Source organism: Pseudoalteromonas sp. SIMBA_162 (assembly GCF_046535955.1).
GTDB lineage: Bacteria > Pseudomonadota > Gammaproteobacteria > Enterobacterales > Alteromonadaceae > Pseudoalteromonas > Pseudoalteromonas marina.
The window spans coordinates 66480-81053 of the sequence record NZ_JAWJBQ010000008.1 but is presented as its reverse complement, the minus strand read 5'-3'; the positions used below and the strand labels follow the sequence as shown (position 1 = coordinate 81053).

The 14574-nt window shown below is 38.5% G+C and carries 10 protein-coding genes; 1 reads left to right on the top strand and 9 read right to left on the bottom strand.

Annotated features, from left to right (window positions below):
* Positions 1-5 precede the first annotated feature (5 nt).
* Positions 6-1004 carry a D-Ala-D-Ala carboxypeptidase family metallohydrolase gene (locus tag R0J88_RS08060; RefSeq protein ID WP_410899620.1) on the top strand — a complete coding sequence of 333 codons (999 nt, stop codon included), beginning with the start codon at positions 6-8 and terminating at the stop codon, positions 1002-1004.
* A 58-nt stretch (positions 1005-1062) separates the two neighbouring features.
* Here the strand turns inward: R0J88_RS08060 and pelG are convergent, their stop codons facing one another.
* The 9 genes from pelG to R0J88_RS08015 form a co-directional block, all read right to left on the bottom strand.
* Complete coding sequence (pelG, locus tag R0J88_RS08055) at positions 1063-2427, bottom strand: exopolysaccharide Pel transporter PelG (RefSeq protein WP_010555847.1); 1365 nt, start codon at positions 2425-2427, stop codon at positions 1063-1065.
* On the bottom strand, positions 2415-3932 hold the full coding sequence (gene pelF, locus R0J88_RS08050; protein ID WP_410899619.1) for a GT4 family glycosyltransferase PelF: 1518 nt from the start codon (positions 3930-3932) through the stop codon (positions 2415-2417). Before pelF ends, pelG begins: the two co-directional genes overlap by 13 nt.
* Entirely contained in the window at positions 3925-4908 is a 984-nt protein-coding gene (locus tag R0J88_RS08045; protein ID WP_410899618.1) for a tetratricopeptide repeat protein, read from the bottom strand. Before R0J88_RS08045 ends, pelF begins: the two co-directional genes overlap by 8 nt.
* A complete protein-coding gene (locus R0J88_RS08040; protein ID WP_410899617.1) occupies positions 4901-6202 on the bottom strand; it encodes a PelD GGDEF domain-containing protein in 1302 nt (433 codons plus the stop codon). The genes R0J88_RS08045 and R0J88_RS08040 overlap by 8 nt, the downstream gene beginning before the upstream one ends.
* Positions 6199-6714, bottom strand: a complete 516-nt coding sequence (locus R0J88_RS08035; protein WP_410899616.1) for a protein PelC — start codon at positions 6712-6714, stop codon at positions 6199-6201. Before R0J88_RS08035 ends, R0J88_RS08040 begins: the two co-directional genes overlap by 4 nt.
* Before the next feature lie 14 nt (positions 6715-6728).
* On the bottom strand, positions 6729-10010 hold the full coding sequence (locus R0J88_RS08030) for a protein PelB (protein ID WP_410899615.1): 3282 nt from the start codon (positions 10008-10010) through the stop codon (positions 6729-6731).
* A complete protein-coding gene (locus R0J88_RS08025; RefSeq protein ID WP_410899614.1) occupies positions 10010-12721 on the bottom strand; it encodes an endo alpha-1,4 polygalactosaminidase in 2712 nt (903 codons plus the stop codon). The genes R0J88_RS08030 and R0J88_RS08025 overlap by 1 nt, the downstream gene beginning before the upstream one ends.
* A gap of 337 nt (positions 12722-13058) precedes the next feature.
* Positions 13059-14048 carry a sensor domain-containing diguanylate cyclase gene (locus R0J88_RS08020; protein ID WP_276756548.1) on the bottom strand — a complete coding sequence of 330 codons (990 nt, stop codon included), beginning with the start codon at positions 14046-14048 and terminating at the stop codon, positions 13059-13061.
* Between the two features lie 139 nt (positions 14049-14187).
* Positions 14188-14568 (bottom strand): DP-EP family protein, encoded by a 381-nt coding sequence (locus tag R0J88_RS08015; RefSeq protein ID WP_276756550.1) that lies wholly within the window; start codon positions 14566-14568, stop codon positions 14188-14190.
* Positions 14569-14574: the final 6 nt, after the last annotated feature.

Genomic DNA, 14574 nt, shown 5'->3' with positions numbered 1-14574 from the left:
GTAATATGAAATTAATCGGTATTTTATTAATTAGTATGCTGACTACTCTGCTTAGTACGCATTTATTTGCTTCTCAGCCTGCTAAAACGGCTCATCAGGTTGTTGATATACAAAACAGGCCTGTTTTTGAGGATGCAGAATTTAGTTTAAAAATTAACGATATTGTCATGCCATACTCACTTTTTTCGGTGTTTGTAATGCCCAATGAGCAGGTTGAATTTGAAGTGCTATATGCGCAATCACCCGATGCTTACACATTAATTAGCGATGAAAAGTTCATGCTAAATGATACTAACCGTTGGCAATGGCAGGCACCGGATACTCCCGGCTTAACATCGGTAATAATTGAATCGCCAAATAAAAAACAGCGTATGAAAATTAACGTGTTTGTAAAAGTACCTGCCGATAGAGTAGAGGGCGGAAAGCTAAAATATTACCAAATAGGGCACTACCCAAAGCCATCGCAAATAAAAGATTCAAAGCACTATATTGTTCCTGACGGGTTTGTTGAAGTGACCCCAGAGAATGAAAGTACCAAATTATCGCCTCACTTTTCTTTAAAAGAATTTGTGAGTAAGCAAAAAAGCAATCATCCCAAGTATCTTTTTTTACAAAATAAACTGCTGCTAAAGTTAGAAATGATTCGTAAGGAACTAATTTTAGAAGGCATTCCAGTTAGTAACATGGTGGTGATGAGTGGTTACCGAACACCTTATTACAATAAAGCCATTGGGAATGTGAAACTGAGCCGTCATGTGTTTGGGGACGCAGCAGATATTTTTATCGATAACGATGGAAATTACCGTATGGATGATATTAATAAAGATGCAAAATACACTATTGAAGATGCAAAAGTGATGGCAAATATTGTAGAGTCTTTAGCCAGACGCGAATCATTTAAAGGCTTATTAGGTGGGTTGGGCGTTTATGGCCCTAAACCGCACCGAGGGGCATTTATACATGTAGATACACGTGGTTTTAAAGCCCGCTGGGTAAGTAAATAAAGTTTACACCTAATAAACAATAAATATATTAGCTACTTTTTATTAGGTGTAAGTGTTTTTATTGCAACATAAACGTTTCGTATTCTAGGTCTTCAAACTGCCTAGATAACCAAAACAAGCCAACTACAGAAGTAATTATTGTAGAAAGGGCAAATCCGTAGCCATAAAACTGTGGCCCAAGTGCAATAGATAAATACGTAAGCACAATGTTTAATGCTAAAAATAGGCCCGAAAGAACCAACACAGTAAAGCGCTTATCAAGATAGAACAAAATATTGAGAATAGATAAAAATATTACCTGCACGCCTACGCCTACTACATCAATAAAAAGTAGTGTTTTATAGTTAGGATCAATCCCAATGTAGGTAAGAATTTGCTCGCCCCACAATAGTAAACATGCAACAGTAATGCCTTGAATTTTAAATATGTCGTACAAGCCACCTCGGGCTGTCGTTATCATGTTGTCTTTTAAAAAGTAAATTTCTTCGAGCGAGGAGCCACCCCTTATCGCAGAATAAAACCGGTCATATTGTTCTACAAAGTCAGTTTCCATTCTTACTAAAAATACCGCCATGCCGGGGATAATTGATAAATAGGCCAAAAATATGGGGAGATCGTAAATTGGGCTAGCTCTAAGGGGGCCTATAATATGTATGGATGTACTTGGTGAAAACCAAAACAAAATTTTATCTGCCCAAACGCCAATATTGTAAAATAGCCCGCAAAAGAACAGCATGTAATAGACTTTTTTTCGACTCATAAAGTCGAAGCTTATTAGTTTATTACCTGGGTAGCGACGAATAATCATGAATAAAAAACTAAAAAATAACAGTGCCTCACCTGCAAAAAAAGCAAAAAAGAGTCCATCTAATTGCCAGTCACGTAGTAATAATGCAAGTAGCACCATAAACGCGTACCCGCTGAGCATAGTGATTAAAATAAGCCGATACTCTTTCATACCCGATAAAAATATAGCACCAAGCCATTGATTACAAAGGCTAACAAAGCCACCTAAAATAATAATCTTGGTTACAACGGGTAAAGGTAAAAATGGCCAAACAGCAAATCCAACCAGTAATGCACCAATCGTTGTAATAAGTTGCGCACCAAGTAAATTGGGGAGTACTGAGTCGTCGTCTTTTGTAAAAAATAAATCTGCCACAAAGCGCGTTAGCATAAGCTGTAAGCCGCCAGTTAATATTAACGAGGCCGCCATCATGTAAGTTATCAGGGTTAGAAACTGAATAATTAACAGCTTAGGTAATACTATTCCAAGGCTTAAAATACCAATAAGCATTAGTGCGATGATTGACAATAACCAAGGGCCTGAACCAATGAGACCAGCGTAGCTATAGGCTTCAAAAACAGAGAGGAGGGTATTTTTTTTGAGAATTTTTCGTATCTCAAAACCTATTCCGGCCATGACATTGTATCCTTATAAAGCTTGTCGTATCGGGCAAACATGTGGCTTTCGTCATAAAATGCTTTTACACGTTTTAAGCCGCTTGATTGATACTCATGCCATTTATCGTCGTTATTAAGTATGCTTGTAATTTGTACGGCTGTATCGCTTGGCGATGCAATAGAAACAACTTCACCTGCTTTACCTAAAGCCTTGTCTTGTTCTGTGGCACCTTCAATAATTTCTCGACACGAGCCAACATCACTGGCTAGAACAGGTACGCCTGCTGCCATTGCTTCTAGTAACACTAAGGGTTGGGCTTCAGAAATAGATGTTAATGCAACAAGGCCTAATTTAGGGAGTATTTCAGCTATATTTTGCATACCCAAAAACTTCACACTGTTCTGTAACTCAAGGCTGCCCACCAGTAACTTGCACTCTTTGTAGTACTTTGGGTCTTCTTCAAAAGGACCTATGATCCATCCCTCTATTGCGGGCATGCTTGATTGCACTTCTTTAATGGCACGAATAAAGGTTTTAATGTCTTTGATTGGTACTACACGCCCAATTAAGCCTACTGTTAATGGAATAGTTTTAGAACGTGCAGCCAGTGCTTTAGCGTAGTGAGCGGTTTTAATGCCGTTTGGTACGACTAAAGAGCGCTTCTCACAGGCTCCATCTTTAATTTGGCGCTGCCTATTACCTTCGTATAGTGAAATTATTCTATCGGCTTGGTGGTAACTCGTGCGGCCAATTTGCTCGAAAAAAGTGATCCACATTCGGCGAATAAAGCCCATTTCGGTATTTAAGTTTTTACCTAAAATAGCTTCAGACTCTTTTATCCAATCGGCTTGAATTAAGTCTATTTTTCGCTCTTTCGTATAAATACCGTGCTCTGTTAATAAGTAAGGCGTGTTATTAATTACGCTTGCACCTGCACCTAAAAAACCAGCATAGCCTGTAGAAATAGAGTGTATAAGTTTAACATTCGGTAATTGGCGGGCAATATCTGCAATTTTAAACAAAGGCTTATACAAATTACGGTACGACCAAAAGAAATCAATAAAAGATGATTCGTCGCAAAATGTTAAATAGTAGTCAGCCAATACCTGCCAAGATGACTCGCTATATAAAAAGTCAGCTTCGTTTATACCGTTTTTTTGCCCAAGTTGTTCAAATGTAAATTCAAGTAACTCGGTGGGAATAGGCTCTTTTGAGTCTCTAAAATAACTTTGCAGTTGCTGCCAAAACTCAAACAACTCTTTTTTATATTTAACGCCGTGCTTTGCTTTTATATCAGTATTATTTTGCTCTACTAGATAATGAACATGCAATTTTGTAACATTTTTTGGAAGTGTGTATTTAATATCGCCATAGTGCTCAGAAGCACCGCCTAAAAAAATAAGCTCAAAGTTATAATGAGGTAGCCCTTCAATAATTTGATGAACCCAACTTGATACCCCCCCCCGAACATAAGGATAAGTACCTTCTAATAATAATAATATATCGGCATTGGGTTTAGGCATTCCAATACTCCTGTAATTGGCGAAGTTCGCTCCCTTTAGGTTGTTCAGGTAACTCTTTTAAGTAGCGTTTACAGTCATCATACTTATTCATGCAAAAGGCAACTTCGGCTTTGTAGGGTAAAACATGGCGACGCGCCATACCTAATTCAGTTGCTTGTACAAGAAAATCAAGCGCACGTTCGTAATGACCCAGCGCTAGATAAACACGCCCTAAAAATACATAACTGGCTGGTTTTTGTGCGTACTCAATACTTTGTAAACTGAGTGCTTCAGCTTTTTCTAATACATATGTTTTTAGAGCGCCTTGTGCAAGCCCTAAATAACTAAGCTCCCAATATACGTGTGCTAATTGTTGTTGTAAGTTACTCAGCTCAGGCTGCTTTGTGGTGTTAGCTATTTGTTGCTGATAAACACTAATTTTTTCGTTTAATTTTGTTTCTTTGGCATCAAGTGTTGAGTAGGCCAGTAAGCGTATATCGTCTTCTAAATCTTTGAGTGCGAGTTTTAATATTGGGATTGCTTGGCTGTCGCGCATGTGGCGAGCAGCCATTACTGCAGTTAAGCGTTTGTTAGGTTCGCTTGCGTATTTTAAAATGGCTTTTACACCACCAATTGAATAAGTAGGGTTCGCTGAAGTATCAGGAACTTCAAAGGGGAGCTCTGGAATTTCATGCTCTATTATTTCGGTATCATCACTTTTAAGTGGCTTACATAGCGCAAACGTAAGCGCCATCACAACACCTAAAATACCAAATACAGGTAAGCTAAACAGTAATAAGAATAATAATAGCGTGCCATTTATAAGCGTTGTTTTATATTTTTTAGGAATTAAAACGTAGCTTACAAAGGTAAAAAGTATGCTTGCAATGGCATGCAGGAAAAGTACACCAAACCAGTTTGGTGTACTAAGAATTTCTTGCAGTGCAAAATACTCGCATAAACATGCAACTAAGGCGGCTATCACAACTTTAATCATGTAGGGCTACCAGTTTAGATAATTCATCCTTATTGACTGGAAACGCCACTTCTTGCTCAATAATAATATCGAGTTCTTGTAATGTTTTACCGGTACGTTCTTTACACCAGCTATTCATTCGCATTACAAAACCATCTTTTTCAAGCTCATCGGCAAGCGGCATCAGTATTAACAGAACTTGTTTTTCATTATCGTATAAATAGATGTCTAACCCTCGGCGAGCCTCGGTTAAATACTCCATCAGCCGTCGAGATTCATCATTAATACTTAGCGCGTTCACCTTTAAAAAGTGTGAAGGAATTTTATAACGCTTTGCTTCTTTGTTTGCGTGTTTAACTTGGCGCTTAAAGTATGGCGACTCTTCACGGGTCATTATTGGATTAGTGATTTCGTGACGCAGTAGGTCACCAAGATGTCCGGCCATAACGGCAAGTAAAGTAAGGGTGTTTTCTTTGAGAGCAAAAAACTTCACTTTTTCAACTAAGATAGCCCCATAAATTGTGTCGTTCACATCAATCAATGGAATAGCAATATGATACTTGCTATCACCCGACGAAGCCTTTGGATTTTTAAGTGACACCAGTTCTTTTTCGTCAAACATGGCAGCTATTAATGGGTCTGAATTAGATGGCTCACTCATTTTTCCTACACTAGCTAGTGCAGGCTCTTGTATTTTATCGTTTTCAACTTTATATAAGCCTGCTTTTTCTATTGAGCCATATTCTATAAATAGATTTAAAATAACCTCAGCGGCACTGTCTAAGCGTCTTTCTTTTAATTTACCAATTGATTCTCGTACGGCTTGTAATGACTCACGTAAACTAAGTGTATGTCCAGCAAGCATTTGTTCGATTCGGTCATGTGATGAGCTAATTAAGTGATACTGGCGCGTAAATTTTTCAAGTCGGTCTGATACATAGGCTAGTTGAATGCTTTGCTGTTGATTAGTTCGCTCCCATACATCTCTAAATTCACCTGCTACCATAACTACAATAATGTAGCCAATCATGGCGTTAATATTAAACTCACTTTGAGGGTCTAATATATTGCTTTGTATTAGCAATAATTGCCCTACTAGTAAGGTTAAAATACTAATAAAACCTTTTGAAAAGCCATAGCGTAAAGCAACAAGCAACGGCCCTAATACTGGCCAAGAAAACCCTCCTTGCGTCCAATAGGGGTCCTCAGCATTAAATAGAACAGGCAGCCCTAAAGCTAAAGCGGTAAAAAAACATACCTCAGCCCATATCTGTAGCTCAGGAACGTCTCTTGGGCGTAAGAAATGTGTTTTCACTCACTAACCTCAATATAAGACACTAAATCGGCAATTACATCTTGCGCAGTTGCTGCAATGCTATCGCGTCCCCAACCGCTTTTTGCAATGGTGCCGGTCCAAATTGGCGTTGTTTCACCGTTTTTTGTAAGCAATAAAGTAAGTGCAACCACAGGCTCTCCATCAAGACCTGCTTTGTAACGCCATTCTTCAATACTGCCACTAAGTACATAGTCAGCTTGTTGAGTATTGAGCCATTGCATTGCGTTGTTTAAACGGTATTGATCGTCTAAAGGTGGCAGGTCTTTACTGCTATTTCTTGGTGCACGAAGTAACTTAGGAAGCTTATTTTGTTGCCAAATACTTGCTAATATACCTTCAGCGCGCTCACCTGCCAGTGGTGTTTGTGCATGATTAACAAGCGGTAATAAAGCCACGGTAGTTGCTGGGCTAATTTCGATATCATCAGCAATTCGACTTGTAGTACACGCCGACAAGAGCAAAACCAAACTAAGTATAACTAAGCGAAACATATTCTCTCCTAACATTAAAAATGTATGTAATATCCTAATTGTAACTGTGTATCTGAGTTACCGACCTTATTACTACTTTGGTAACCGAGCTGTAATTTAAATAAATCATCACCAAGTACTGACCATCCAGCACCACTGGAAACAGACACATCAATTGTATCGTTCAGTGTTTGGTAGCCCGTACTTATGTCAAATAACCAAGATGGACTGGCACCCAAGTATGGGGGCGTTAATGAGCCTGTTGAGGCAAACGAAGTACCTAGGGCAAAGCGCCTAAAAGGTTCAATAACTATGCGTCTGGGTCTTCTATTTGTATTAATAGCAGTATTTACTGGGTCAAAGTCTTGCCATTGCGCACTAAAGTAGGCGTTCCAAATGGGGCGATCTTTTAAAATACTATATTGGTAGCGTGCGTTATATTCTTGTCCATTAACGAGTGTGCTGTCGTTGTCTCTACGCGTGAACGACATAGCAGCTGCTGATAGCTGCACGCTTTGCCTGTTATCAATATTATAATTTATATAAGCCGTGGCTTTATTAAGTTGCGCATAGCTAAGTAACACTTCAGATTGACGGTTTTCGGCTTTGTATTGTAAGTTTACGCCAACTTGAGTGCGCGCATCCCACTGATAACGAGAGTCTAAATTTACGCCTTGTCGGCTAAGAATACTGCCCTGATGCGTATCAACTTTTGTATTAAAAGCCCACCGGCCAAACGTCATAGTGTTTTCTATTGCGAATAGCAGTCCGTTATTGCCAAGGTTTTGCTGATCGCTAAGGCTCAGTTTCCACTGGCCTTTTGCATAAGGAAAATACACATTTATGTCGTATTGCGTACTATTGAGCCCTGCTTGTGGTGATAGGTTTACTTCAAGTGCGCGAAAGTAAGCTGTGCGCGCGTTTCTTAAAAAGCCTAGCTGGGCTTCACTTGGCTCGTTAATTAGCTCTTCATACCAACGTTGCATAGTTGCATAAGGTTGGTTTAAGTATAAAAGCGCACTTAACTGATCGTTTTTGCCAAGTGTATTTGTATCAACTAATTGTTTTACTTTACTAAATTCACCTTGAGTCATGTATAGCTGAAGTGCTTGCCAAGGCTCAAGTTTTTGAGCAGCACGGCGTGATAACCACCAGTTTGCTTGTGCTGTGCCTATGGTTTCAGGGGCTAACTCATCGAGTGTGTTTAGCTGCATTAAATGTGGCATAGCCATAGCGCCAGCCCATCTAAACATAAGTCCTCGATATGCATATTTATCTTTAGGTAAATGCTGAAGAAGATAATGATTAAGCTCTGTGGCGTTGGCGTAATAGCCGAGTTGTTTCATTACATCGGCTAAGTTTACTAATGTGGTTAAGTCGCTAGGCTCAGCTATCGCTAGTTTTCGTAGGTAAAAATAAGCACTATTATATGACTTTTCATAAATAGATAAGCTCGCTAAAAGTTGACCCCACGCATACGTTGGGTCGTTGTCCGCATAGTTATTCAAAATACGTTTAATCATGATGCTGTCATGCATTTGCAGTGCTAACCAGCCTTGTGCTAGTACCACATCGGGGCTGTATTCGCTCAGTTTTGCGGCGCGGTTAAGTGTTGTATAAGCTGAATTCAAATCGCTTTGATTTTGATACCAGCTAGCAAGCGTTAACCAAGCAGGGTATAGCGCCTTGTTGTAGCGTTGCTTGTTCAGTTCGTTGTGGATTCGTTCAACGGCGTTTGAATCGTTTATTTGCGTACTTAAATTAGCAATGTCAATTAACTGACTTTCGCTCAGCGAAGGTTGCTGCCATAAATGCGCAAGTAACGCTTTGGGGTTACCTTCAAAGCGTACTTGCTGGTATTGCAATAAATCGCTTTCGCCTAATTTACCCAGTAACTTTAGTTGCTCAAGCGCATGAAGCTGTTCTTTTTTATCATTTACCCTGAGCGCCATGTCAACGCGGGCACTCCAGAACTCGTCGTCGCTGCTTTGCTGCTTTTGCTTTAAAATAGTTAGTGCCGTGTTAAAGTCATTATTTAACCAAAACGCACGGGCTAGCCACATTAAATCTTCTTCGTTTTTGGGGCCCTGATAAATAGGCCACAAATTACGTAAACCGCTTAAGTTACCTGTGTCATGTAATACTTTTGCTTTCCAATATTGTGATAATACGCTTTTACCGTTTATGCTTTCAAAACGCTCTATATGCTTGAGCTCTTGTTTGGCATCGCCAATAAACTCGTTGGTTTGCATCCATTTAGAAAAGCCATTGCCTTTTAGTTGCCTATTTTTAGCTTTGTAAGCGTAAATGTCGTTAGCGTCTTGGTACAAATATAATGCCGTTGCATCGTTAATACTGTCTGTAAGCATAGCTGCGGTAACGGCTTTATTTATCATTAACCATTTAAATTCTTTAAGTGCAGCTCTTGGCTTATTGAGCCAGCGCTTTATTTTCCAATTTAGTAAATGAAGATCTTTATCGTTAGGTTTTTGTTTTAGTAGTTTTGAAAGCAATAATTCAGCGCCGTTAGCATCGCCATTGGCTAAGTGAAGCTGCATTGCCTGTGTTAAATACTTAATATTGTTAGGCTCTTCTTGCAGAAGTTTTGTAGCTGCAATAATTGCATCTTCTTTATTGCCTGCTAAGTCAGCAAGATAAAGTGTGCGCTTTATATTTGATTGATCTCCATATTGCTTCCACCACGCATAAGCTTGCACCGCTTCGTTTGCACCCAGTGCGGTTTCAATCGCTTTTTCGGCTATTGTTTTGCTCATGTTATTTTTGTAAAGCAGCAACGCTTTTACAGGTTGGCCTGCCGTTAGCCAATAATCAGCGGCAATTAACGGCTTTTTGTGTGTTTCATAATATTGTGCAAGCTTTACATTCAAGCCGAGTGCTTTAGCTATACTAAGGATGTCTTCGTTCCATGGTTTATAGGCGCTAACCTTTAATGAAAGTTCTTCAAATCGGTCATCTACATTGGCACCACTTGCAAGCCATAATGAGTAAAGTAACTTTATTTCAAGTTCTGTTTTACGCTTACTTTTTGGCAGTTTTTCAAGCTCATTAGTTGCGTTTGAATATTCACTCAATGCTATATGAAGTTCAGCCAATTTAGCGCGCAGCTTTTCATTGTTAGGGTCAGTATTAAGTGCAGCATGCAAGTATGACTTTTCAAACGTGTAGTCTTGCGAAAGTGCATCGTCTTCAAAAAATAAGGTGTGCGGAAATAGCGCATACAACGAAAAACAGCTAACAGCGAGTATTGTTAAAATTGTTTTTATTGAAACTAAATGAGGGCGCTTTTTGGTATTCATTACTTAGCAACCCCTGTGCAGTTTAAATAACCAAAAAAATCACCTGCAGGGAGTTTAAAGTGGGTTATTTTTCCACGAGTGATACCTTTATACCTTTTTCCCATGTGAGATATAAATTGGCATGAGCGGGCATTCACTAAATCAAGTGTTGCAGGTATCCACGCTTTAAAACTAACCGCACCATTTACTTGCCATGTATCTATTACTACATTGGCAGAGGCTAAATAAGGGGTATTATTTTTTTGGCTGTGGTCAAAACTAATACGCGAGATACCCTCAATAGTGTGTACGTAGTTGCCTTGTTGCGTTACCCCTAGCAGCCCATCGCTTTGTGATATATTTGCAATGTCAAAGTCGCTTGGTATGCGAAGGGTGCGAATATTTTTTGAACTAAACAACCAGTCGCCTTTACTATTTTTAGCTAAAGCAGAAAAGTAAAAATCTTTCGCAATTTTTGCATAGTGGCTTAAGTACACCGGTGTATTAGGTCTTTGTAATACATAGTCAATATTATGCTTTAGGGCGTCAAGCCCTGCAGGAACTTCGCCAGAATAAAAATGATAGTAAATAGTATAGGGCTTTAACCTGTATGGCTTTTCGGTTATTTCAAAGGTTTCTGTTAGTCGCTTAAATCCGTAATACGGACCATGCCATAAATTAGTGTATACGTTTTCGTTCAGTATTGGCGCGTAAATTTGATACAGTAAATCACCCTCAGGGCGCGCAATCGGCGATATATGTGAAAGGCTAGGGTTATCACTATTTACATCAGTATTGCCGCCATTTACGTTTAGTACACCAGCATTACGCGCTATTTTTAATGCGTCTGGACCGGGTGTAGCATCGCCCGACCACAACATAAGCACCGTTTTTTTTCCTTTAGGTACTAGTCTTTCATTAATATAATTAATGGTGCCGGTAATTTCTTTTTCTAAGCTAATTGTGTCATAGCCAGGTACATCTAAGTGAAACCCATAATCTGTATCTTCTTCGTCAATTTCTTTTCGGCCAGAAAGCGCGGTCCAAAAGTAAGGGTGACTATAAGTATGCGAAGCGACCTCTACATAGGGAAGTTCAAAAATACTACGCGCAATTTTTTCTAGTTTTTTACTGTGCTTAGCATGAATTCCTCCAGGCTCTATATCAGCCTGAATAATAGAAGATGTGATGGGAAGTTTATAAGGTTTAATAATATCATCGCGTATTACCTCTGCGGCGTACGGGCTGCCATCAAAGTGTGCAATGCTGGTAAAGCCATCCCCATCTATATGCATAGTAAGCATACGTCTGCCACTTTCTGTCGTTGTGTCTGGAGCGAGTATTGTGGGTAACCCCATGGCTTTAGTAAGCAGTGTCAGTGGGTCAATAACCCAATTACTACCTTCCATTGGGAGCGTATCAATCAGCCATGGGGCAACAATAACTGCGCCATATTTGGTTTTGGCACTTTGTACAACGGTGCTGCCATCAGCCGCTTTTATATCAATAAGAGTTGTGGCTTCTGGCGCTAATTTTAATAAATAAGGTTTGGTAATGGCAGGCGAAGAGCTTGACTCACCTTTTAACCATGGTGCTAAATAGTTAAGTTCATAAGGCCCTGGAGGGGAGCTGTTAAGTGTTTCCACGCCTAATGCGGCTAATAATTTAGCTGATTGTGGTAGCTCACCTACCACTAACTGAGGCACTGTACCTAGGCTAGCTTCGAGCCAATTTATTACACTTGGGGAGTAAAAGCCCCCCATGTTTGTCCATGAAATAATTCCAGCATGTAAACTTGGATCAACTAATGGCAACTCTCGTTTTGCTATATCAATGTAGTCAGGAATATAACCTAAATACTCAATAAGAGTGGCTAGCTTTAAATGAACTGTAGAATAAATAAGGGGTTTTAAGTCACTATTGTACGGAATAAGTACGCGCCTAGGCACGGGGCTAATAGTTGATGTTCCCCAGGTTTGTAAATGCCCATCGGTCACCCAAGCACTAAACCCAGAAGCGATAATTTTTTCAGCCATTACAAGGCGTTTATCAGGTTTTGCATAGTCAATTACTTGAACATTAAAACCGAAGCTTTGCGCTTTTTTAAGTTGAGCTGTTAACCATGCTTGATCGTTCTTAGAGGTTAACTTGTAGCTATTATCAAGTGGATTAAAGTGGCTAAATAATCCCTCAGCAACTAAGTCGGTTGCAAGGTTTTGTAGGCTTGGCAGTAATTCAAAGCCACGATTGAGCACTAATTGCTTTTGAAATACTAAAGAAAGATCTTTTATTATTGAAACTAATCCAGCCTGCTGCGCTGATTTATCATAGCGTGCGTTGTCTAATAATTGATAGCTATCAAGGGTGTCTAAAAACAACCCACTAAAGCCACGTTCTTTTAATATAACAGCCGAGCTATTTAATTGTTGTTGCCATTGTGTTGAAGTTAAATCGGAAATATAGCTGTTCCAATTCGGGTTAGTGGTGAGTGAATAGTCACTTTTATTATATGATTCGCCAATGCTCAAATAAGCATAAACAGCAATGTTACGTTCTTTAAACCAATTTAATTCATGCTCAGTCACTAACTCAGGTTGCACAACAACGCGCGAGTAAAAAGTCATTTCAGCTAAAGGCATTGGGGCTGAATAGTAAAATGCCAGGCTGTTATTAACGGGCTTTGCTAGTAACTGCGCTGATACTAAAAGCAAAAGCCATAAAATATATTTCATTAATGATTCGTTATGTTAATTTTAAACTATTGCTCAAAGGAAAGCATTTCGAGGCTTTTCTAGTTATTTTGTATTAGTTATTAAGTATTATTATATGTTAACAAAAATAAAAGGTCTATCATGTTGTTTTAAATTTATACTAAATTAATCTATTATTTAGGTGGTTTTATTATTGCAAGTTAATGAATTTAAATAAATAAAACCTTCAAGAAAGGCTTGGATTTTAAACGAGATTTGTAAAGAAATGTAAGTTTTTATTGTCAGTTCTGGATAAATTTAAAAGCCATTTCGCTTATAAAATGGCCTTTAAAAAGTTTATTGTTTTAAATATTAATCATTACCTGATACAAATCATGTTTCTTCCTTCCGATTTAGCTCTATACAAAGCGTTATCGGCCGCACACATTAATGCTTCAGATGTTCTATATTGGTTATTGTATTCACACGCTAAGCCTTGGCTAACGCTAATTTTAATGTTGTCAGGTAGGCCTATTTCTCTAAAGTTTAAATTTAAAATTCTATCTTGAATACGCTTGGCTATCATCTCAGCGTTCGAAATATGAGACCGTGGTAATATCACGGCAAACTCTTCTCCACCGTATCGGGCAACTAAGCTGTCTTTTGACGGTAGGCATTCTTCAATTGTTTTTGCTACTTTTTGTAAACACTTGTCACCTTTTACATGCCCAAAGTTATCGTTAAATAGTTTAAAATAATCAATATCAATCAATATAAAACTTAATGGCTGCTTGTTCATTAGGCATGTTTGCCAATCTTTGTGGATTGTTTTTTCTAACGTGCCACGATTTGCAATACCCGTTAGGTGATCGAGCTTTGAAAGTGTTTCGAGTACTTTATACTTTTTTATATGTTTAGAAATGTCATGCATGATGCAAATAAATAAAGGAGTATTATTAGTTGTTGCTGGTGGAATGCATGAAACCGAAAGTTCTACATCTAAAAAGTTACCATTGGCTTTAATTATTTTTACTTCTTTGGGGCCATGATTAAGGGGGGTTTGATAATTGCTTTTCCAACTTTCAAACATGTATTCATAATCGTTACGGTATTGCTCTTGTAAAAAATGCTGCCACTTTTTACCAATTAGTATATCTGAAGGAACATTAAAAAATCGTGCAGCTACCGGGTTTACCGATTCAAACACACCGTGTGCATTTACAATAAAAATAGCATCGGCCATCACATTAGTAACATTAATAATCGCGCTTATTTTTTCATTGTTAACGGTATTAGAAATGCTGCTCATTAATGCAGATACAGCGTTGTCGGTGTTATTTTCTCTGCTATTTTCATTATTGTTAGACATGGTGTTGCTCATTTTTATTGTTAATGAAACTTGATGTCTAGCAGTTTATTCAATTTATGGTTTTTAAACCTTTCGGTAACCTTCTGGTTTAAGTTATTGTTATTTATATTTATTTAATTTTAAGAATAAGTATTACTAATTAGAGTTCTTTTTCATTCTTAACTTGTGGATCAGCGCTTTCATATTTATTGCCATTACATTCAACGTTAAAAATTAAGCATACAGAGCCATTATTTTCATCTGTGTCGGTAATGATAATTGTGTGGCCGTTGTCACTTACTTTATAGCTGAAGTCTTGGGCGCATGGTTTTTGTGTGTCGATATCGGTGATAGTAGCGCCAGTAAATACGAAACCATTTTGAATTGTGGCGTCGTCTAAATTATAGTTGCCAGCGGTTTCAGTTCTTACAACACCACCGCCAGTAGCGGGTTCGCCATTTTTTGTATAGCTAAAAATAGCTTCATTGTTGTTAAGTTTAATATTTACTTGAAAGTCGACATTTTCTAGGGTGTTATTCATATTATT

Coding starts and splice junctions, on each gene's coding strand:
- R0J88_RS08030 (WP_410899615.1), bottom strand. CDS start 10,010: ATGAATACCAAAAAGCGCCCTCATTTAGTTTCAATAAAAACAATTTTA.
- R0J88_RS08015 (WP_276756550.1), bottom strand. CDS start 14,568: ATGAATAACACCCTAGAAAATGTCGACTTTCAAGTAAATATTAAACTT.
- pelF (WP_410899619.1), bottom strand. CDS start 3,932: ATGCCTAAACCCAATGCCGATATATTATTATTATTAGAAGGTACTTAT.
- R0J88_RS08045 (WP_410899618.1), bottom strand. CDS start 4,908: ATGATTAAAGTTGTGATAGCCGCCTTAGTTGCATGTTTATGCGAGTAT.
- R0J88_RS08060 (WP_410899620.1), top strand. CDS start 6: ATGAAATTAATCGGTATTTTATTAATTAGTATGCTGACTACTCTGCTT.
- R0J88_RS08035 (WP_410899616.1), bottom strand. CDS start 6,714: ATGTTTCGCTTAGTTATACTTAGTTTGGTTTTGCTCTTGTCGGCGTGT.
- R0J88_RS08025 (WP_410899614.1), bottom strand. CDS start 12,721: ATGAAATATATTTTATGGCTTTTGCTTTTAGTATCAGCGCAGTTACTA.
- R0J88_RS08020 (WP_276756548.1), bottom strand. CDS start 14,048: ATGTCTAACAATAATGAAAATAGCAGAGAAAATAACACCGACAACGCT.
- pelG (WP_010555847.1), bottom strand. CDS start 2,427: ATGGCCGGAATAGGTTTTGAGATACGAAAAATTCTCAAAAAAAATACC.